The sequence below is a fragment of the Pseudomonas frederiksbergensis genome (genome assembly GCF_003732665.1).
Taxonomy (GTDB): domain Bacteria; phylum Pseudomonadota; class Gammaproteobacteria; order Pseudomonadales; family Pseudomonadaceae; genus Aquipseudomonas; species Aquipseudomonas frederiksbergensis_G.
In genome coordinates this window covers 136635-156837 of record NZ_MOBP01000005.1, presented here as the reverse complement: position 1 = coordinate 156837, position 20203 = coordinate 136635, and the positions used below count along the sequence as shown (strand labels likewise).

Below are 20203 nucleotides of genomic sequence, written 5' to 3'. Positions count from 1 at the left end.
GCTGATGGCCCCTTCGCGAGCAAGCCCGCTCCCACATTGGTTCTGTGCTGTACACAAAACCAATGTGGGAGCGGGCTTGCTCGCGAAGGCTGACTGCCAGGCGATAAATCTCTAAGTTTTGACCACCACATCCTGCTCCAACACCACCACCATGTTCCCCGCATCCAGCTTGACCAGCGCGCCCATGGGCAGCGTCAGGTTCGGATCGCAGTGCCCGCTGCGCCACCCGGCCAGTACCGGAATCCGCAACGGTTCGAAGGTCTGCTTGAGCAAGCGCGCCAACGCAGCCGCCTCCACCCCCGCCACATCCCCCACCAGCACCCCGCGTAACTTGCCCAGCGTGCCGGCCAGGCGCAGATGGGTCAGCAGCCGATCGATGCGGTACAGCGGCTCGTTAATGTCCTCAATGAACAGAATCGCGCCCTCGGCCTCGATTTCATACGGCGTGCCCATGATCGCGGCAATCATCGACAGATTGCCCCCCAGCAAACGTCCGTGGGCGATGCCAGGCTCGATGGTGGTCAACGGGTAGGCCGCCGGGTGCGCGAGCACACTGCCGGCCTTCACTTGACCACGCAGCATGTTGAAGAAGGACGACTCAGTGGGTTTCTGCTTGTCGCCCAGCAGATCAGCGTTGAGCAACGGCCCATGAAAGGTCACAAAGCCTGCATAACGACTGATGGCCAGATGCAGCGCCGTGATGTCGCTGTAGCCGATAAAAGGCTTGGCGTTGGCCCGCAACAGGTCGAAGTCGAGGCGATCGAGCAAACGGGGCGTGCCGTAGCCGCCGCGCAGGCAAATGATCGCGTCGACTTCAGGGTCCGCGAACGCCCCATGCAAATCGTTGAGGCGCACCTCATCGCTGCCGGCCAGGTAGCCGTCCTTCTCATAGACGCCGGGAAACACCCGCAGCGCATAGCCCCGGGCGCGCATCCATTGCACGGCTTTGTCGGTATCCAGGGTTGCAGGACCGGCAGGCGCAATCACGCCGATCAGCCCTTCCGGCGGCAATGCCGGCACAGGAGCGTGGGGAAAAAGCGTGTGGGTCGGTCGAACGGTCATCCATGAATCTCCCTGCATGAAAACTTCAGCACACAGTAGTCAGGAACGGGCATAAACAGAAGGGGGTCGATCGCGCCGCGTAGTGCAGGAAAAGACCTCCGTGGGCATAGGCAAGGCAAAAAAACGCCCGCATGGCCGAAGCCGTGCGGGCGTTTTTGTGGTTCAGCCACGCATCACAAGGACGCGATCAGCTCGGCTTTAACCAGCTTCGCCTGCTCGTCGGCGTGGTACGAGGAACGTACCAACGGGCCGGAAGCGACGTTCTTGAAGCCCATTTTGTAGCCTTCCTCGGCAAACCAGGCGAACACGTCCGGGTGCACGAAACGCTGCACCGGCAAGTGGCTGCGGGACGGTTGCAGGTACTGGCCGAGGGTCAGCATGTCGATGTCGTGTTCGCGCATGCGCTTCATGACTTCGATGACTTCTTCGTCGGTTTCGCCCAGGCCCAGCATCAGGCCGGATTTGGTCGGAATGTGCGGCATCATCTGCTTGAAGCGTTGCAGCAGGGTCAGCGACCACTGGTAATCCGAACCCGGACGCGCAGCCTTGTACAGGCGCGGCACGGTTTCCAGGTTGTGGTTGAACACATCCGGCGGCTCGGCGGCGGTGATTTCCAGCGCCACGTCCATGCGGCCACGGTAGTCCGGGACCAGGGTTTCGAGCTGCACGTTCGGCGACAGCTTGCGGATCTCGCGAATGCAGTCGGCAAAGTGCTGGGCACCGCCGTCACGCAGGTCGTCGCGGTCAACCGAAGTGATCACCACGTACTTGAGCTTCAGATCGGCGATGGCGATGGCCAGGCTTTGCGGCTCGTTGGTGTCCAGTGGCTTCGGACGACCGTGGCCAACGTCGCAGAACGGGCAACGACGGGTGCAGATGTCGCCCATGATCATGAACGTTGCGGTGCCGCCGGAGAAGCACTCGCCCAGGTTCGGGCAAGACGCTTCTTCGCAGACGCTGTGCAGCTTGTGTTTGCGCAGCAGGGCCTTGATGCGGTCGACTTCCGGGGAAACCGGGATGCGCACGCGAATCCAGTCAGGTTTCTTCGGCAGTTCGGTGGTCGGAATGATCTTTACCGGAATGCGTGCAACCTTCTCGGCGCCGCGCAGCTTGACGCCGGCTTCTACCTTGGCACGTGGGGCCGGGCGCTCGGTGACATCCAGCGTCGGGATCATGGTTTGCACTGCATCAGTAGTCATATCAGTCGATTCCGCCCGTTAGGGTCGTCTGCTCAGCATAGTCGAGGTGTTTGACGAGCTGCGCGCGCAGCCGGGCACTTACCTCGGCAAATTCAATCGATCCTGCGTGATCGCTCAGCTGGGTCATCGCCAGCCCGGCGTAGCCGCAGGGATTAATCCGTCGAAACGGTTCCAGGTTCATGTCCACGTTCAGGGCCAGGCCATGGAAGGAGCAACCATGGCGAATTCGCAGCCCCAGCGAAGCAATTTTTGCTCCGTCGACGTAGACACCCGGCGCGTCCGGCTTGGCTGCGGCAGTGACGCCGTAGCTGGCCAGCAACTCGATCAGGCAGTGTTCCATGCGGGTGACCAGGTCACGCACGCCGAAACCCAGTTTGCGCACATCCAGCAGCAGGTAGGCCACCAACTGGCCGGGACCATGGTAAGTCACCTGGCCGCCGCGATCGACCTGCACCACCGGAATATCTCCCGGCAGCAACAGGTGCTCGGCCTTGCCGGCCTGGCCCTGGGTGAACACCGGCGGGTGTTCGACCAGCCAGATTTCGTCCGCAGCCTCGGTGCCGCGTTCATTGGTGAAGCGCTGCATGGCATGCCAGACCGGCTCGTAAGCCATCTGGCCAAGCTCGCGAAAGCCCAGCGTGCCAGGCATCACAGCACCATGTGCACGAAACCGGTAGCCCGCAGTTCGCTGTTGATGTCGTACAGCTGGTCTTGACCGGTGGCGAGGATGTGCAACTGGATCGTGGTGTACTTGCCGTTGCTGCTCTGGCGTTCATCCACTTTCTCATCGTTGATCGTCGCGTGTTTCTTGACGATATCGATGATCTTTTGCTTGATGTCGACAATGGTGTCACCGATCACCTTGATCGGATAATCATTGGCAGGGAATTCGATCTTTGGCGCCTTTACTTCGGTATCTGTCATGGCGTAACGGCCTCGTAAGCCGTGGCAACGGACATGGCTCCGTTCCGGGTTGGAACAGAGCCATGCAGGTCCACACTAATTCAGTTGAACAAGCCGTAGAAGAATAGACGGATGCTATCCCACATGCGGCGGAAGATACCACCCTCCTCGACCGCGTCCAGAGCGATCAGGTCGGCGCTGTGCACCACTTTGTCGTCCAGTTTCACTTCGACTTTACCGATTACGTCGCCCTTGGCGATTGGCGCAACCAGTTGCGGGTTCATGGTCATGCTGGCGGCGAGCTTTTTCAGCTGGCCCTTCGGCAGGGTCATGGTCAAGTCTTCAGCCAGGCCGGCCTTGACTTGATTGGTGGTGCCTTTCCAGACAGGGGCCTGAGCCAGCTCGGCGCCTTTCTGATAGAAGGTCTGGGTTTCGAAGAAGCGGAAACCGTAGGTCAGCAGTTTTTGCGTTTCGGAAGCGCGAGCCACTTCGCTGTTGGTGCCGAACACTACGGCGATCAGGCGCATGCCATCACGCACGGCCGAAGACACCATGCAGTAGCCGGCTTCATCGGTGTGACCGGTTTTCAGGCCATCGACAGTCTTGTCGCGCCACAGCAGCAGGTTGCGGTTAGGTTGCTTGATGCCGTTCCAGAAGAACTCTTTCTGCGAGTAGATCGCGTAGTGAGCCGGGTCTTCGTGGATGATTGCGCGAGCCAGCAGCGACATGTCGTGGGCCGACGAGTAGTGCTCAGGGTTCGGCAGACCGGTCGGGTTCATGAAGTGGCTGTTGGTCATGCCCAGGTCGCCGGCCGTCTTGTTCATCATGTCGGCGAACGCGTCTTCGCTGCCGGCGATGTGCTCGGAGAGCGCAACACTGGCGTCGTTACCCGACTGAATGATGATGCCGTGCAGCAGGTCGCTGACAGTCACCTGCGAGCCAACCTTGATGAACATCCGCGAACCGCCGGTACGCCAGGCGTTTTCGCTGACGGTCACCGGGTCGTTTTCACCGATCTGGCCACGACGGATTTCCAGCGTCGCAATGTACGCGGTCATCAGTTTGGTCAGGCTGGCGGGCGGCAGGCGCTGGTCACCGTTGTTCTCGACCAGCACGTTGCCGCTGCTGGCGTCCATGAGCACGTAGGATTTGGCGGCCAGCTGCGGTGGCGACGGCATCATTTCTACCGCAAAAGCGGCAGGCGTGATGAACAGCGGGACTAACAGGCACAGGCGTTTGGCAAAGGTGGTGATGTTCATCCGTCTCTCGAAATCGCTAATGGAAACTGCCCAAAGGCAAAACTAATCAGACAACCTTCTAAAGGGCTGTCGCGTGTTCAGTTGCTCACTCAGAACCCTTGCCGGGCTTTTGTTCTTAACGAGCCAACAACCCGGTCCGCCCCCCAAACCGCAAGCGAACCGTCAATCAAGTACTGCGTGTTACTCGGCGGTGACCAGGCTCGGCGAACCGAGATTGGCCATTCGCACACTGTTCTGCACTTGCTGGATTTCACCCTGCGAACCGATCGGCCCCAGGCGCACCCGATGCAGTGTCTGTTGGTTGCGCACGATCGAGCTGATGAACACCGGAGCGCTCACCATCCCGCTCAACTTCGATCTCAGGAGTTCTGCAGCGTCCGGGTTGGCGAACGCGCCCACCTGCAGATACTGGCCAGAGGCTGGTACAGAAGCGTTTTTTTTTGCGGCAACCTGCACAGGCACGGTGTCCGTGGCGTGCTGTTGCGGCGGTGGTGTCCATTGCTCGACCGTTCCCGCCGAAGCGGTAATGGTCGGCGCGGCATTTTGCGCTACTTGAGGCTCGTTGAGCATCAAAGGCGCCGGACGGCCTTTGGCGGCCCACCACTGTTGCGGGTCGATGCCTTCGACCTTGACCCGCGCCGTGCCGATTTCGGCGTAGCCGAGCTTCTTGGCGGCGGCGTAGGACAAGTCGATGATGCGGTCCGAGTAGAACGGCCCACGGTCGTTGACCCGCAGGACCACGCTCTTGTTGTTGTCCAGGTTGGTCACCCGAACGTAACTTGGCAGCGGTAAGGTCTTGTGGGCAGCACTCATGCCGTACAGGTCATACACCTCACCGTTGGCGGTGTTCTGGCCGTGGAACTTGGTGCCGTACCACGACGCCGTGCCCGAGGCGACGTAAGTCTTGGAGTCTTGCAACGGGAAGTAGGTCTTGCCCAGCACGGTGTACGGGTTGGCTTTATAAGGACCGCTGTGCAGGGTCGGCGTGGCATCCGGAATGCGCGAGACGTCGACGTCCCACCACGGCGCGCCATCTTTGTGGGCGCGGTTGATGTCCAGGCCTGGCGTGGCGCGCACGGCGGTGTTGGACTTCTGGGTCGGCGCACGACTGGTCGAACAACTGGCGACCAGCACCGCCAACGCGGCGAATGCCATCAGCTTCAGGGGTTTATTCATAGGCAATGCCCGCATTACTTGACGCCCCGTGCTTGGACCAGCTGTTCAGACAGTTGATGTACGGCCATGGCGTACATCACGCTGCGGTTATAACGCGTGATCGCGTAAAAATTCTTCAGGCCCATCCAGTATTCGGGGCCATTGTCACCTTCCAGGCGGAAAGCGGTGACCGGCATATCATCGCGCAGCGCATCATGACTCGACCAGCCCAACGCCCGCAACTCCCCGACGGTTTTCGTCGGCTCGATACCAGTGGTCAAACCAGCATCCACCTGATCGCCACGCACATCGGCGCGGCTGACCACAGGCTCGCCGGCGACCCAGCCGTGACGCTTGAAATAGCTGGCGACGCTGCCGATGGCATCGTCCGGGTTGTTCCAGATATTAATGTGGCCATCGCCGTCGAAGTCCACCGCATAGGCGCGAAAACTGCTCGGCATGAACTGCGGCAGCCCCATCGCACCGGCGTAGGAGCCCTTGAGAGTTAGCGGATCGACCTGCTCTTCCCGGGCCAACAACAGGAATTCACGCAATTCCTTGCGGAAGAATTCGGCACGGGGAGGATAGTCGAAACCCAGGGTCGACAACGCGTCGATCACCCGGTAATTGCCGGTATTGCGGCCGAAAAAGGTTTCAACGCCGATGATCGAGACAATCACCTGAGCCGGCACGCCGTATTCCTGCTCGGCACGGGCCAGGACCGCCTCATGCTGGCGCCAGAAGTCCACACCACGGGCGATGCGCGCGTCGGTGATGAACATCGGGCGGTATTCGTTCCACTGCTTGACCCGTTCGGCAGGTTTGGAAATGGCGTCGAGGATGGCCTGTTTGCGCTCGGCTTCGCGGAACACGCCCATCAGCTGTTCGCCGGCAAAGCCGTAGTCGCGGGTCATTTCACCGACGAATTCGGCCACCTGGGGTGAGCCTTCGTAATCGCCGGCCTGCGATTGCGCAGTACCAAGGATGCCTACCAGGCCGACCCACGGCGCGTATCGAGTCGCCCAGCCATGCATTGCTTGCATTGAAATCTTCACCTTATTCAAACCTGTGCGATCCACTTACGATGGGTATGGATCGACATCAAAACCCCAAACGCTGACAGCAGCGTCACCAGCGAAGTTCCTCCGTAGCTAATGAACGGCAACGGCACCCCCACAACCGGCAACAGGCCACTGACCATACCGATGTTGACGAAAACGTAAACAAAAAACGTCATGGTCAGGCTGCCCGCGAGCAATTTGCCGAACAATGTCTGGGCCTGGGCGGTAATCACCAGCCCGCGACCGATCAACAACAGGTAAATCAGCAGCAACGCGCAAATGCCCACCAGGCCGAATTCCTCGCCCAGTACCGCAATAATGAAGTCGGTGTGGCTTTCCGGCAGGAAGTCCAAGTGCGACTGGGTGCCCAGCAGCCAGCCCTTGCCGAACACACCGCCGGAACCGATGGCCGCCTTGGACTGGATGATGTTCCAGCCCGTGCCTAGCGGATCGCTTTCCGGATCGAGGAAGGTCAGGATTCGCTGCTTCTGGTAGTCATGCATGATGAAGAACCACATCGCCACCGCCACCGGCACTGCCGCGGCGATCACGCTGAGGATCCAGCGCCAGCGCAGGCCGCCCATGAACAGCACGAACGCACCGCCGGCGAGGATCAGCAGCGAAGTGCCGAGGTCCGGCTGACGCACTATCAGGATAAACGGCAAGCCGATCAGGAACAGACTGACGCCCACATGCTTGAGCTGCGGCGGCAAGGTGCGTTTGGACAAATACCAGGCGATGGTCGCCGGCATCAGGATCTTCATGAACTCCGAGGGCTGGAAGCGGATCACCCCGGGAATGTTGATCCAGCGCGTGGCGCCCATGGCGTTGTGGCCCATGACATCCACCACCACCAGCAGCAACACGCCGAGCACATAGCCGATCGGCACCCAACGGGCCATGAAACGCGGTTCGAACTGGGCGATGACGATCATCGACACCAGGCCGATGCCGAACGAAGTGGCTTGCTTGGCCAACAGGTCCCAGCTCTTGCCACTGGCCGAATACAGCACGAACAGGCTGCCGGCGGCGAGGGTCAGCAGCAGGATCAGCAATGGACCATCAATGTGTAGACGTTGCAACAGCGTCGCTCGGCGACGCATCACGTCCTCACTGGAGAGGATGCGATCGAAATTACTCTTCACGGGCCGTAGCCTCCGCACTGATAGGGCCGGCGTACTCAGGTTTGAGTCGTCCATCCTGGTCCAGGAGCCAGGCATCCATGACTTGACGTACCACCGGCGCGGCGACGCCGGAACCGGACTCGCCGTTCTCGACCATGACCGACACCACGATTTTCGGGTTATCGGCCGGCGCGAAGCCGACGAACAAGGCGTGGTCGCGGTGGCGTTCCTGCACCTTGGAGCGGTCGTACTTCTCGCCCTGCTTGATCGCCACCACCTGAGCCGTACCACTTTTGCCGGCGATCCGGTATTGCGCACCGATCGCCGCTTTGCGCGCCGTACCGCGAGCGCCGTGCATCACTTGTTGCATGCCGTGGTTGACCTTGGTCCAGTCGGACGGATCGCGCAGAACGATGTCCGGCATCGGGTTTTCATCCTTCGGCCTTTCGCCCTCGACAGTCTTGGCCAAATGCGGACGGTTCCACACGCCTTTGTTGGCCACCAGCGCCGTGGCTTGCGCCAGTTGCAGCGGTGTGGATTGCATGTAGCCCTGGCCGATCCCGAGGATCAGGGTTTCGCCCGGGAACCAGGCCTGACGCCGGGTTGCGCGCTTCCACTCCCGGGACGGCATCAGCCCCGGCGATTCTTCGAACATGTCCAGCGAGACCTTCTGGCCGATGCCGAACTTGCCCAGGTACGAGGACAAGCGGTCGATGCCCAACTTGTGGGCCAGGTCATAGAAGTAGGTGTCGTTGGAACGCATGATCGCCGTGTCCAGGTCCACGTAGCCGTCGCCGGTACGGTTCCAGTTGCGGTATTTGTGATCGTAGTTGGGGAGCATGTAGTAGCCGGGGTCGAACACCCGGGTCGAGGCCGTCACTACGCCCGAGTCCAGGCCAGCAATCGCCACTGCAGGCTTGATGGTCGAGCCCGGCGGATACAAGCCGCGCAGCACGCGGTTGAACAGCGGCCGGTCGATGGAATCCCGCAGCTCGGCATAGGCCTTGAAGCTGATGCCGGTAACGAACAGGTTCGGGTCGAAACTCGGCGCACTGACCATCGCCAGAACTTCACCGGTGTTCGGGTCCAGCGCCACCACCGCGCCACGGCGACCGCCGAGTGCCGCTTCGGCGGCTTCCTGCAATTTGATGTCCAGGCTCAGGACGATGTCCTTGCCGGGAATCGGATCGGTACGCTTGAGCACGCGCAATACGCGGCCCCGAGCGTTGGTCTCGACTTCTTCGTAACCCACCTGGCCGTGCAGCTCGGGCTCGTAGAAACGCTCGATGCCGGTCTTGCCAATTTGATGAGTACCGCTGTAACCGACCGGGTCCAGCGTCTTGAGCTCTTTCTCGTTGATCCGGCCCATGTAGCCCACGGAATGCGCAAAGTGCGCGCCCTGCGGGTAATGCCGCACCAACTGCGCGACCACTTCCACACCCGGCAACCGGAACTGATTCACCGCGATCCGGGCAATTTGCTCTTCGGTCAGCTCGAACAGGATCGGCACCGGCTCGAATGGCCGGCGCCCCTGCTTCATGCGTTTCTCGAAGATTCCCCGGTCCTCGGGGGTCAGCTCCAGCACCTGGACGATTACGTCGAGCACTTGCTGCCAGTCGCCGGAGCGCTCGCGGGTCATGCTCAGGCTGAAGCTGGGCCGGTTGTCGGCCACCACCACGCCATTGCGGTCGAAGATCAACCCGCGGGTCGGCGGAATCGGCTGTACGTGGACGCGGTTGTTTTCCGACAGGGTCGAGTGGTACTCGTACTGAATCACCTGAAGGTAATACAGCCGCGCGATCAGCACGCAAATCAGCGCCACCACCGCAATTGCCCCGAACACGACGCGGCCACGCACCAGACGGGCGTCTTTTTCGTGGTCCTTGATGCGGATCGGCTGGGACATGGGGGCAGAGCTACTTGTGGTAAGGGTGGCCGGACAGGACTGTCCAGGCACGATACAACTGTTCGCCGATCAGAATCCGCACCAGCGGGTGCGGCAACGTCAACGGCGACAACGACCAACGCTGATCAGCCCGGGCACAGACTTCCGGCGCCAGCCCTTCGGGGCCGCCGACCATGAAATTCACCGTGCGCGAGTCCAGCCGCCAGCGATCGAGTTCGACCGCCAGTTGCTCGGTGCTCCAGGGCTTGCCGTGGACTTCGAGGGTGACAACCCGCTCGTTCGGCCCGACCTTGGCCAGCATGGCTTCGCCTTCCTGACGGATGAAGCGCGCCACGTCGGCGTTCTTGCCACGGGTGTTGAGCGGTATTTCCACCAGTTCCAGCGCCAGCTCGGACGGAAGACGCTTGGCATATTCATGCCAGCCTTCTTCCACCCACTTGGGCATGCGTGAACCGACGGCGATCAGTCGCAGTCGCACAGCGGTCCCTTACTGCTGGTCTTTGTTGAGCTTGATGAAATGCTCGTGGGTGTTTTCCGGGCTGTGGTGAGCCGCGTTCAGCGCACGGCTCTGCTCGGCACCGGACCACAGACGCTCGAGGTCGTAAAACTGACGCGCCGAAGCGGTCATCATGTGCACGATCACATCGTCCATATCCAGCAGAACCCAGTCGCTGTCGCCCTTGCCTTCTTCACCCAGTGGCTTGACGCCCAGGGCTTTGACGGCTTCGCGGACCTTGTCCAGCATCGCGCCGATCTGGCGGTTCGAAGTACCGGTTGCGATGATCATGTAGTCCGTGATGCTCTGCTTTTCGCGAACGTCGATGACCTGGATGTCCTGGCCCTTCACGTCTTCCAGGGCGGCTACGGCAATCTTGACCAGCTCATCACCCTTCAGGGGCTCGGTGGTGAGGACCGGCTCAGGCAGCGGGGCGCTCTTGAACGTGCCTTTGCGCTTTACTTTAGTTACGTCTTTGTTCGTCATATAAAACTCGTTTTGCTCATATGTTCGGGCGTTTCAATACACGTCATTGCGTGCCTTGAAACCTGCCCTTTTTTTCAGTTCGACGCACGGTACAGACCGTGCGCATCGATGTAGGCCAGGACCGCGTCGGGCACCAGGAAACGTACCGACTTACCGCTGGCCAGCAGTTGACGGATCTGGGTGGCGGATACCGCGAGCGGCGTCTGCCAGACGAATGCAATCTGTCCGCTCGGCCCTTTGAGGGCCAGCGGGTCGCTCACCGAGCGTGCCGCCAACAGATTGCGCAAGGCATCCGGCGGTTCGCTGTCGGCATCCGGGCGTTGCAGCACCAGGATGTGGCAATGCTGGAGCAACTCTTCCCAGCGATGCCAAGTGGGCAGGCCGCAAAATGCGTCCCAGCCCAAAAGTAGAAAAACCTGGGTATCCGCAGCCATTTCGGCACGCATCAATTCCAGGGTATCGATAGTGTAGGACGGTTTGTCCCGCTGCAATTCGCGGGCGTCCACCACCAACGGCGCCACACCGGCCACCGCGCACTCGACCATCGCCAGGCGATCCTTGGCCGACACCTGCGGCGTATCCCGATGGGGCGGCCTGGCACTGGGTGTCAGGCGCAGCTCATCGAGGCCCAATGATTCAGCGACTTCCAGTGCACCGCGCAAATGGCCGATGTGCACCGGGTCGAAGGTGCCGCCCAGCACGCCAATGCGTCGAGGCCCAGCCTCGCCGGCAGTAACCGGGGCTGACGGGTCGAGGTCGCCCAAGTCAGACCGACTCCTGTCCGCGCAACTGGCCATCACCGACCACGATGTACTTCTCGCAGGTCAGACCTTCGAGGCCCACCGGGCCGCGGGCGTGCAGCTTATCAGTAGAAATGCCAATCTCGGCACCCAATCCGTATTCAAAGCCATCGGCGAAGCAAGTCGGGGTGTTGATCATCACCGAAGACGAGTCGACTTCGGCCACGAAACGCCGGGTGTCGGCGAGGTTTTCGCTGACGATCGAATCGGTGTGATGGGAGCCGTACGTGTTGATGTGTTCGATGGCCTGGTCCAGCCCGTCGACCACGCGGATCGACAGAATCGGTGCCAGGTATTCGGTGGACCAGTCGTCTTCAGTCGCGGCAACAGCGGCGATGATCGCCCGAGTCCGCTCGCAACCACGCAGCTCGACGCCTTTTTCGCGGAACTGGGCCGCCATCGACGGCAGGAAATCTTTGGCAACGCTTTCGTCCACCAGCAGCGTTTCCATCGCGCCGCAGATGCCATAGCGGTAAGTCTTGGCGTTGAAGGCGATGCGCTGGGCTTTCGGCAGATCGGCGTGGGCACTGACGTAGACGTGGCAGATGCCGTCCAGGTGCTTGATCACGGGTACACGGGCGTCGCGGCTGACCCGCTCGATCAGGCCTTTGCCGCCACGCGGCACGATCACGTCAACATATTCGGGCATGGTGATCAGTGCGCCGACGGCGGCACGGTCGGTGGTTTCGACCACTTGCACCACGGCGGCCGGCAGCTCGGCTTCGGCCAAACCGCGCTGGATGCAGGCAGCAATGGCACGGTTGGAATGAATGGCTTCGGAGCCGCCGCGCAGGATGGTCGCGTTACCGGACTTCAGGCACAGGCTGGCGGCGTCGATGGTCACGTTCGGCCGGGATTCGTAGATGATGCCGATCACGCCCAACGGCACGCGCATCTTGCCGACCTGGATGCCGGATGGACGGAAACTCATGTCGCGGATCGCGCCCACCGGATCCGGCAGGGCCGCGACCTGACGCAGGCCGACGATCATGCCGTCGATGCGCGCCGGAGTCAGCGCCAGGCGTTCCAGCAACGCAGCTTCAAGCCCAGTCGCCCGACCGGCGGCCAGGTCCAGTTCATTGGCGGCCGTCAACTCGCCGCGTGCGGCGTCCAGCGCATTGGCGGCAGCCTGCAAGGCGCGGTTTTTCTGCGCAGTGCTGGCACGGCCGATAATGCGCGACGCTTCGCGGGCAGCGCGACCCAGGCGGGTCATGTAGTCGAGGACGGACTCAGTCATGTCTGATGGGGTCTTGGCAAAGATGAAAGCGGCAGATTATAGCTGTCGCGTCCTAGGACTAACAGCGGTGACGGGCGGATGGTCGAAATGGAGGGCAATTTGCCGACGTTCAGCCGTGATTAAGCTGCAAATTGTTATCATCGGCGCTCATTCAGCCCTGATAAACGCCGTTCATCATGTCCAATCTGACTGTTCGTGCCCCTCTTGAGACGCGGCCCAAGGCGCTGCCGGACGCTTTTTTCGATCGCGACGCACAAATTCTGGCCCGAGAGTTACTCGGCAAAGTCATCCGTCACCGGGTCGGCAATCTGTGGCTCAGCGCCCGGATCATCGAAACCGAAGCCTATTACTGCGAAGAGAAAGGCAGCCATGCGTCCCTCGGCTACACAGAAAAGCGTAAGGCTTTGTTTCTGGATGGCGGCCACATCTATATGTATTACGCCCGTGGCGGCGATTCCCTGAATTTCAGCGCCCAAGGGCCGGGCAACGCGGTGCTGATCAAATCCGCCTACCCGTGGGTCGATGAATTGAGCGGACCGGCGAGCCTGGCGCAGATGCTGCTGAACAATCCCGATGCCAATGGCCGGCCGCGACCGTCGCAGAAACTCTGTGCCGGCCAGACGTTATTGTGCAAAGCCCTGGGGTTGAAGGTGCCGGTCTGGGACGCCAAGCGCTTTGATCATGAAGTGCTGCTGGTGGAAGACATCGGCCCGGCCCCCGCCCACATTATTCAAACCACGCGCCTGGGCATTCCCCATGGCCGGGATGAACACCTGATGTACCGCTTCGTCGATGCCGCGTATGCGCCGTATTGCACGCGGAACCCGCTGCGCCGGGGGCAGGTCGAAGGTCGCGATTATTTGATGGTTTGCTGAAGATCCAGTGTGGGAGCGGGCTTGCTCGCGAAAGCGGAGTGTCAGATTCAATGATGTTGGCTGACACTCCCTCTTCGCGAGCAGGCTCGCTCCTACAGGGGATTGGTGGAGTTTTGAAGATGGTTGTCTTTATTTGAGGGAGTTGTAGGTATGGGCCCATGGCTCGATAGCATCACCGGCTGGTTGACCGTCAATCCGCAGTGGCTGGCCGCCGCCGTGTTTATCGTGGCCTGTGTGGAATGCCTGGCGATTGCCGGGTTGATCGTACCGGGCACGGTGTTGCTGTTTGCCGTGGCGGTGTTGGCCGGCAGTGGTGCGCTGTCGCTGGGTGAAACCCTGTTGCTGGGCTTCCTCGGTGGCTTGCTGGGTGACGTGGTGTCCTACTTCCTCGGGCGACATTTCCACCAGAACATCCGGCGCCTGCCCGGCCTGCGTCATCACCCGGAATGGATTGCCGGGGCCGAGTCGTATTTCCAGCGCTATGGGATCGCCAGCCTGTTGGTCGGGCGCTTCATCGGACCGTTAAGGCCAATGCTGCCGATGGTCGCCGGGATGTTCGACATGCCCTTCCCCCGTTTCGCCGCTGTCAGCCTGCTGGCCGCCGCCGGCTGGAGCGTCGCGTACTTGCTGCCCGGTTGGGCCACCGGGGCGGCGATTCGCTTGCCTTTGCCGGAAGGTTTTTGGCCAGAAGCCGGGATTGTCGCCGGTAGCATTGCGGCAATGATCGGCTTGAGCGTCACCAGCAGCCTGCGCCGTCATCGCCACGCGACCGCCTATATTGCCGGCCTCGGCCTGGTGATTCTGATCGGGCTATTTATCGGCTACCCACACCTGACCGCCCTCGACCAGGGCTTGATGACCCTGGTGCAGGAACATCGCAGCCCGATGCTCGATGAAGTAGCGGTCACCTTCACGTTGATCGGTGAGTTCCGCAACATGCTGGTGTTCAGCGCTCTGCTGACGGGTTTGCTGTTGCTCACCCGGCAATGGCGCCAGGCAATTTTCGCCGGCGGCGCGCTGTTGTTCACCGCGTTGGGCAATACCGTGACCAAGCACTTTTTCGGCCGAATGCGCCCGGAAGTGCTGAGCGACCCACTGACCAGTTACAGCATGCCCAGCGGCCACGCCTCTGGCTCCTTTGCGCTGTTCCTGGCCATCGCCGTCCTGGCCGGGCGCGGGCAACCGCCGCGTATGCGCCTGACATGGCTGCTGCTGGGCTGCTTGCCGGCATTGGCGATTGCGTTGTCGCGGGTCTATTTGGGCGCGCATTGGCCGACCGACGTGCTGGCAGGCGCGATGCTGGCGGCGTGTGTCTGTGCGGCGAGCCTGTGGCTGAGTCAACGCCAGACACCGCTCAACCCCATGCCGCCCAAAGTCTGGTGGCTGGTGCTGCCGTCGTTGCTGGCGTTGTTTGCCTTCTTTGCGTTGCGGCATTTGCCGCACATGATGTTGAGATACGCGTATTAGTTGATCGTCAATGGCGCCATCGACGATCACTGTCGATGGCGCGCTTTCACTTTGCGGCGGGCACCAACTTATCGACAATCTTCAGCACAAACGCTACTGGCGCGTTGTTAAATGCGTTGTGGACCGTGGTATTGGGATCTACATCCATGAAATATTTTCTCCCTGCCTCCTCAGCCTTATACAATGCCCGCCCATTGCGCTCACTGACGAGTTGTATATAGGAAGGCCCAGCACCGAGATGTTCCAACCTCGCTCTTGGCGCACCATGCTTGCTGATTGAAAACAAATTGCTGGCCGCGCTATCACTCACTGACAAATGATGGGTATTGGCTTCTATCTTTAAACGCCAGCCGTCATACATTCCCCGCAGGACCGCCGTCACAGCGTACTTGTCGCCCTGCAAGGCAAACTTGAACAACAATGGTTTGTCATCTTCATGATCGGCCAAGGTGACAAAACTGGTGCCATCCCTGTCTGCGAGCGCGACCTCCACATCCAAGCGCTCGCGCCTGGTAATGCGCGGGTCTTGCAGTCGCCGCTTCAGACGCTGTTGATTAAGGACCAACGGCAACCCGTCGACATAAAGATTTGCCATGAATGCATCATTATTATTTTCGAGAGACATACAACCACCTGACTGTTATTAGATTGGACGCTGCTTAATTAAATACCGGAGATGTTCTAGCCGTTCACGACCGCCACGCCTGCACCATCAGACACACTTGTGACAGGCAACTTGGCGCGTTTGCGTTTGCGGCGTTCAAGCACCATCGAATCGGCATAAAAACCAGCGCCCTCAATAACATGATTGACGTTGTGATCAGTTGCCGCATGCTTTAACAAGTACCGAGCAGCAATATCATCCCAAAAAGCCCACTCATCTTCATAAATAATCATTACCACATCCTTGTGTTTGATAAGTTGCCCACTGCACGTGAGCAACTTAAAACTAAAGGACCGATAGCGCGATGACAATGCTGGCAAAACAACCAAGATAATTCAAAGTACAACTAGGCGAACAACTCGCCCTGCAACTCATCCAGCAACGCCTGAATAGCATCCAGCCGTTGCTGTGGATCATCAAGTTGCAGCAAGTCGATCTTATCCACCTCGGCAAACGGCAGCAGGTACGCCAACTGATTGGCCAATGATTGCTGGCCGGTGGCTTCGGTGCCCATGTTCAGCGCTTCGACCATCGGATGTTCGGCCAGGGCCTTGAGCAGGGCGACCAGGTCGGCGTCTTCATCCTGCAGCGGCTGTTCCGGTTCGTCTTCCAGCCACTCGACGTCGGCGATGGTCAGGTGATCGCGCTGCACTTCGGAGCGCAAGACATGGAAACGCCGCCCACCCTGCACCCGAATCCCCAGCAGGCCGTTGTCCTGCTGCTTGAAGTCGGTGATCAAGGCTTCGCAGCCCACCAGCGCATAGCCCGCCGGGGCGATGCCGACTTCCTCGCCGTCGAGGATGCACACCACGCCGAAGCCACTGCCCTGTTTCATGCAGCGGCTGATCATGTCCAGGTAGCGCGCCTCGAAAATCTGCAAGTCGAGGATGCAACCGGGGAACAGCACCGTGTTCAGCGGAAAAAGCGGCAAGCTCATAGACATTTCCTTACACCATCATCGACACGGCCAACGGCAGGAACACCGCTGTCGCCACGCCCATCAGACTCATCGCCAGCGCCGCGAAGGCGCCGCACTCTTCACTTTCCTGCAACGCCACAGAAGTGCCGACCGCATGGGCGGTCATTCCCAGCGCCATGCCCCGGGCCTCAGGACTGTGGACACCGAGCCGGGTCAAAAGGCTCGGGCCGAAGATCGCGCCGATCACGCCGGTAATCAACACGAACACCGCCGCCAGCGCCGCCACACCACCGATCTGCTCGGCCACCAACATGGCAATCGGCGACGTCACGGATTTGGGCGCCATGGTCATCAGGATCATATGTTCGGCCCCGAACCACCAGCCCAGCAGCACGCCCATGCCGGTGGCGACCGCGCCGCCTATCACCAGCGTAGTAAATATCGGCCAGAACAACTGCCGAATCCGTCGCAGATTCAAGTAGAGCGGCACCGCCAGCGCAACGGTAGCCGGCCCCAGCAAGATGCTGAGGATCTCAGTGCTCTTGCGGTACTCGGCGTAAGTCAGACCGCAGCCCACCAACACGCCGATCACCAGCAGCATCGAAACCAGCACCGGTTGCAGGAAGATCCAGCGGGTCTTCTCGAACGCCGCGAGCACCAGTTGATAAGCGCCCAGGGTGATGCCTATGCCGAACAGCGGATGGTGGATCACCGAATCGAGCGCGCCTTGCCAATCGAGGTTCATTGGCCGTCCCCGCGATGGGCATGGCGCTTGATCAGGCGTTGCATCAGCACCCCGGCGAAGGCCATCGACAGCACCAGCGACAACACCAGTGCGCCGGTGATGGCCCAGAAGTCGGCGGCAATGTCCTTGGCATACACCATCACGCCCACCGCCGGCGGCACCAGCAGCAACGGCAGATAACGCAGCAAACTGCCGGCGGCCAGGTTCAGCGGCTCGCCGACCTCACCACGGCAAATCAGGAACACCAGCATCAACAGCAGGCCAATGATCGGCCCCGGCAGTACCGGCAAAATCAGGTGGTTGATGGCTGTGCCCAGCAATTGGAACAGCACCAGCCAGGTCAGGCCACGTAACAACATCCAGCAATCTCCCCACGCGTTGTCCCCGGCAAAAAGGGGCCGGGCATTATAAGCACGCCGACGCTATAGACCGGCATTCGCCAAAAGCATGGTCAGTTGACCGGAGCAATTTGCCATGTTGATCTAAAGTGGTTCGCAGGGAGGTCAAATCCCCCCACTCGAAAAACTATAAATCCGATGAACCCAAGGAGAGTCTCAATGCCCTATGTTCCCGTTGCAGAGCTCAAAGATTATGTCGGCAAGGAACTTGGACGTTCCGAATGGCTCACCATCGATCAGGAGCGCATCAACCTGTTCGCCGAAGCCACCGGGGATTATCAGTTCATTCACGTCGACCCGGTCAAAGCCGCGCAAACGCCATTTGGCAGCACCATTGCCCACGGTTTCCTGTCGCTGTCGCTGATCCCCAAACTGATGGAAGACATCCTGATCCTGCCGCAAGGCTTGAAGATGGTGGTCAATTACGGCCTCGACAGCGTGCGTTTCATCCAGCCGGTCAAGGTCAACTCGAAAGTACGGCTCAAGGTCGACCTGACCGAAGTCACCGAGAAAAAACCCGGCCAGTGGCTGCTCAAAGCCACCGCCACCCTTGAGATAGAAGGCTCGGACAAACCGGCGTACATCGCCGAACCGCTGTCCCTCTGCTTCGTGTAAACCATCCTGGATGCGAAGCAGCGCACGCTGTTTCGCGACCTTCTCTATATATACGACACATAGCTGCGGCATACTCGGTCGCCTAATTGCCCGGATCCCGCTATGCGCTCACTTGCACTCCTCGCTTTGACCCTGATGCTCACCGCTTGTGGCGATGGTGAATCGCTGTTGTCCCCTGACGCCCGCCTGCCGGACGGCGGACGCTATCGCGGGGATCTGGTCGACGGGTTGTTGCAGGGCCAGGGCCGCATCGACTACCCCAATGGCAGTTGGTACGCCGGGCAGTTCGACAAAGGTCAGTGGCATGGCCAGGGCGAATGGCACGGCAGCAACGGCGAGGTCTATCGCGGGCAGTTCCAGCAAGGGCTGTTCGATGGCCAGGGTTCGCTGACCACCAATGGCAGCAGCTACACCGGCGGCTTCAAGCTGGGCCGGCGCGATGGCGAAGGCACCCTCAAAGAAAACGGCATGACTTACCGCGGTGAGTTCAAGGCCGATCAGTATTCGGGGCTCGGTCGTCTCGAACTCGATGACGGCAGCACCTATCAAGGCCAGTTCGCCCACGGCAAGCCCAACGGCGAAGGCCAGCGCGGCGATGCCAGCGGCAATCAGTTCAGCGGGCATTTCGTCGACGGGCAACTGGAAGGCAACGGCACGTTCAACAGCGCCGACGGCGACATCTATGTCGGTGGTTTCAAGGACAACCAGCTCAACGGCAAGGGCCGCTACGAAAACGCCGATGGCGATGTCTGGATCGGCCAGTTCAAGGAAGGCGCGCTCACCGGCAAGGGCGAACTGATCGGCACCGACGGCAGCCACTACATCGGTCAGTTCGTCGATTGGCGCTTCAGCGGGCCGGGGCGCTTGAACCTGGCGGATGGCAGCTTCTACGTCGGCGGTTTCGACAGCGACAGTTATTCCGGGCGCGGCACCCTGGTGCTGACCGATGGCACCGTGCTCAGCGGCACCTGGATCAATGGCCAGCGCGTGCGCGATGCCGACGGCAAGTTACTGCCTGACACGCTGGAACTCGGCTTGCTGGCCCAGGGCCGCTTGCTCGACGAAGTGCTCGCCGCCGTCCCCGCCTCGACCCCGGCGGTGGAGCTGTACACCCTGACCCTCGGTGGCGACGGCAAGCAGAGCGTGTTCCTGCGCGAGTCCGACTATGTGGCCAACATGCTCGCCAGCCGCTTCGGCGCGTTTGGCCAGATTCGCCTGGTCAACCATCGCGAGCACCTCGCCGACCGGCCGATGGCCACCCGGGAGAACCTGCGCCGCGCCGTCCAGACCCTGGCCGAACGCAGTGGCCCGGAAGACTTGCTGTTCATCTACCTGACCAGCCACGGCACCAGCGAACACGAACTGGTGCTCGACCAGCCGCGCATGGAACTGGCCGACCTGCCGGCCGACGAACTGTCAGCCGTCCTGGCGCCATTGAAGAATCGCGACAAGATTATTGTCATCTCTTCCTGCTATTCCGGTGGCTTCATCCCGGCGTTGAAGGACGAACGCACCCTGATCATGACCGCATCGCGGGCGGACCGGGTGTCCTTCGGTTGTTCGGAGGAAGCCAACTTCACCTACTTCGGCGACGCGCTGTTCGCCCAGGCGCTGAACCAGACCGACGACCTGGAGCAGGCCTTCAAACTGGCCAAGGCCACTGTGGCCGAGCGCGAGCTGGCGGATAACTTCGAAGCCTCCGAGCCGCAAATCTGGGCGCCGAAAACCGTGCTCGCCCACTGGCAGTTGTTGCGCAAGCAGCAAGCACGAAAAGCATTACAAAGTGCTGCTATCAGCAGCAAGGATGCCAAGCTCAACTAAGCTGAACAGTA

Annotated in this window: 22 protein-coding genes; 4 read left to right on the top strand and 18 right to left on the bottom strand. The window is 60.7% G+C overall.

All coding sequences use genetic code 11. From position 1 onward, the window contains the following. Positions 1 to 111: 111 nt before the first annotated feature. From BK665_RS08515 to BK665_RS08455, 13 genes are all read right to left on the bottom strand, one after another. Positions 112 to 1062 (bottom strand): S66 peptidase family protein, encoded by a 951-nt coding sequence (locus BK665_RS08515; RefSeq protein ID WP_123404567.1) that lies wholly within the window; start codon positions 1060 to 1062, stop codon positions 112 to 114. A gap of 173 nt (positions 1063 to 1235) precedes the next feature. Continuing rightward, on the bottom strand, positions 1236 to 2261 hold the full coding sequence (gene lipA / locus BK665_RS08510; protein WP_123404565.1) for a lipoyl synthase: 1026 nt from the start codon (positions 2259 to 2261) through the stop codon (positions 1236 to 1238). Between the two features lies 1 nt (position 2262). Beyond that, positions 2263 to 2910, bottom strand: coding sequence for a lipoyl(octanoyl) transferase LipB (gene lipB, locus BK665_RS08505; protein ID WP_123404563.1), 648 nt, complete (start codon positions 2908 to 2910; stop codon positions 2263 to 2265). Continuing rightward, the gene (locus BK665_RS08500; RefSeq protein ID WP_123404561.1) at positions 2910 to 3185 is read right to left on the bottom strand and encodes a DUF493 domain-containing protein; all 276 of its coding nucleotides are present in this window, start codon (positions 3183 to 3185) and stop codon (positions 2910 to 2912) included. The genes lipB and BK665_RS08500 overlap by 1 nt, the downstream gene beginning before the upstream one ends. 80 nt (positions 3186 to 3265) lie before the next feature. After that, the gene (locus tag BK665_RS08495; protein ID WP_123404559.1) at positions 3266 to 4423 is read right to left on the bottom strand and encodes a D-alanyl-D-alanine carboxypeptidase family protein; all 1158 of its coding nucleotides are present in this window, start codon (positions 4421 to 4423) and stop codon (positions 3266 to 3268) included. 180 nt (positions 4424 to 4603) lie between these two features. Next, entirely contained in the window at positions 4604 to 5614 is a 1011-nt protein-coding gene (locus tag BK665_RS08490; protein WP_123404557.1) for a septal ring lytic transglycosylase RlpA family protein, read from the bottom strand. Beyond that, positions 5614 to 6621, bottom strand: a complete 1008-nt coding sequence (gene mltB / locus BK665_RS08485; RefSeq protein WP_123404555.1) for a lytic murein transglycosylase B — start codon at positions 6619 to 6621, stop codon at positions 5614 to 5616. The genes BK665_RS08490 and mltB overlap by 1 nt, the downstream gene beginning before the upstream one ends. A gap of 17 nt (positions 6622 to 6638) precedes the next feature. After that, the gene (gene rodA / locus BK665_RS08480; protein WP_166656017.1) at positions 6639 to 7742 is read right to left on the bottom strand and encodes a rod shape-determining protein RodA; all 1104 of its coding nucleotides are present in this window, start codon (positions 7740 to 7742) and stop codon (positions 6639 to 6641) included. A 31-nt stretch (positions 7743 to 7773) separates the two neighbouring features. Further along, positions 7774 to 9669, bottom strand: a complete 1896-nt coding sequence (gene mrdA / locus BK665_RS08475; RefSeq protein WP_123404550.1) for a penicillin-binding protein 2 — start codon at positions 9667 to 9669, stop codon at positions 7774 to 7776. 10 nt (positions 9670 to 9679) lie between these two features. Then, on the bottom strand, positions 9680 to 10147 hold the full coding sequence (rlmH, locus tag BK665_RS08470; protein ID WP_007937439.1) for a 23S rRNA (pseudouridine(1915)-N(3))-methyltransferase RlmH: 468 nt from the start codon (positions 10145 to 10147) through the stop codon (positions 9680 to 9682). 9 nt (positions 10148 to 10156) lie between these two features. Then, complete coding sequence (gene rsfS / locus BK665_RS08465) at positions 10157 to 10651, bottom strand: ribosome silencing factor (RefSeq protein ID WP_123404548.1); 495 nt, start codon at positions 10649 to 10651, stop codon at positions 10157 to 10159. Between the two features lie 74 nt (positions 10652 to 10725). After that, positions 10726 to 11415, bottom strand: coding sequence for a nicotinate-nucleotide adenylyltransferase (gene nadD, locus BK665_RS08460; protein WP_123404546.1), 690 nt, complete (start codon positions 11413 to 11415; stop codon positions 10726 to 10728). A 1-nt stretch (position 11416) separates the two neighbouring features. Continuing rightward, positions 11417 to 12688, bottom strand: a complete 1272-nt coding sequence (locus BK665_RS08455) for a glutamate-5-semialdehyde dehydrogenase (protein ID WP_123404544.1) — start codon at positions 12686 to 12688, stop codon at positions 11417 to 11419. A gap of 176 nt (positions 12689 to 12864) precedes the next feature. On the opposite strand from BK665_RS08455, the gene BK665_RS08450 reads away from it, so the two are divergent. Beyond that, positions 12865 to 13563 (top strand): DNA-3-methyladenine glycosylase, encoded by a 699-nt coding sequence (locus BK665_RS08450; protein WP_123404542.1) that lies wholly within the window; start codon positions 12865 to 12867, stop codon positions 13561 to 13563. 150 nt (positions 13564 to 13713) lie between these two features. Then, a complete protein-coding gene (locus BK665_RS08445) occupies positions 13714 to 15030 on the top strand; it encodes a bifunctional DedA family/phosphatase PAP2 family protein (protein WP_123404540.1) in 1317 nt (438 codons plus the stop codon). A gap of 46 nt (positions 15031 to 15076) precedes the next feature. Here BK665_RS08445 and BK665_RS08440 read toward each other — a convergent pair whose 3' ends face one another. The 5 genes from BK665_RS08440 to BK665_RS08420 all read right to left on the bottom strand — a co-directional run bounded on the left by BK665_RS08440 (position 15077) and on the right by BK665_RS08420 (position 17717). Then, positions 15077 to 15655: a hypothetical protein gene (locus BK665_RS08440; RefSeq protein ID WP_123404538.1), complete on the bottom strand. Its 579-nt coding sequence runs from the start codon at positions 15653 to 15655 to the stop codon at positions 15077 to 15079. A gap of 56 nt (positions 15656 to 15711) precedes the next feature. Further along, complete coding sequence (locus BK665_RS08435; protein WP_123404536.1) at positions 15712 to 15927, bottom strand: hypothetical protein; 216 nt, start codon at positions 15925 to 15927, stop codon at positions 15712 to 15714. 113 nt (positions 15928 to 16040) lie between these two features. Beyond that, positions 16041 to 16631: an LON peptidase substrate-binding domain-containing protein gene (locus BK665_RS08430; RefSeq protein ID WP_054616727.1), complete on the bottom strand. Its 591-nt coding sequence runs from the start codon at positions 16629 to 16631 to the stop codon at positions 16041 to 16043. A 10-nt stretch (positions 16632 to 16641) separates the two neighbouring features. Continuing rightward, positions 16642 to 17358 (bottom strand): LrgB family protein, encoded by a 717-nt coding sequence (locus BK665_RS08425; RefSeq protein ID WP_123404534.1) that lies wholly within the window; start codon positions 17356 to 17358, stop codon positions 16642 to 16644. Next, a complete protein-coding gene (locus BK665_RS08420) occupies positions 17355 to 17717 on the bottom strand; it encodes a CidA/LrgA family protein (RefSeq protein WP_123404533.1) in 363 nt (120 codons plus the stop codon). Before BK665_RS08420 ends, BK665_RS08425 begins: the two co-directional genes overlap by 4 nt. Before the next feature lie 198 nt (positions 17718 to 17915). Between BK665_RS08420 and BK665_RS08415 the strand changes: the two genes are divergently transcribed. Both BK665_RS08415 and BK665_RS08410 read left to right on the top strand, forming a co-directional pair. Continuing rightward, positions 17916 to 18371 carry a MaoC family dehydratase gene (locus BK665_RS08415; RefSeq protein WP_123404531.1) on the top strand — a complete coding sequence of 152 codons (456 nt, stop codon included), beginning with the start codon at positions 17916 to 17918 and terminating at the stop codon, positions 18369 to 18371. A 102-nt stretch (positions 18372 to 18473) separates the two neighbouring features. Beyond that, the gene (locus tag BK665_RS08410) at positions 18474 to 20192 is read left to right on the top strand and encodes a C13 family peptidase (RefSeq protein WP_123404529.1); all 1719 of its coding nucleotides are present in this window, start codon (positions 18474 to 18476) and stop codon (positions 20190 to 20192) included. Positions 20193 to 20203 lie beyond the last annotated feature (11 nt).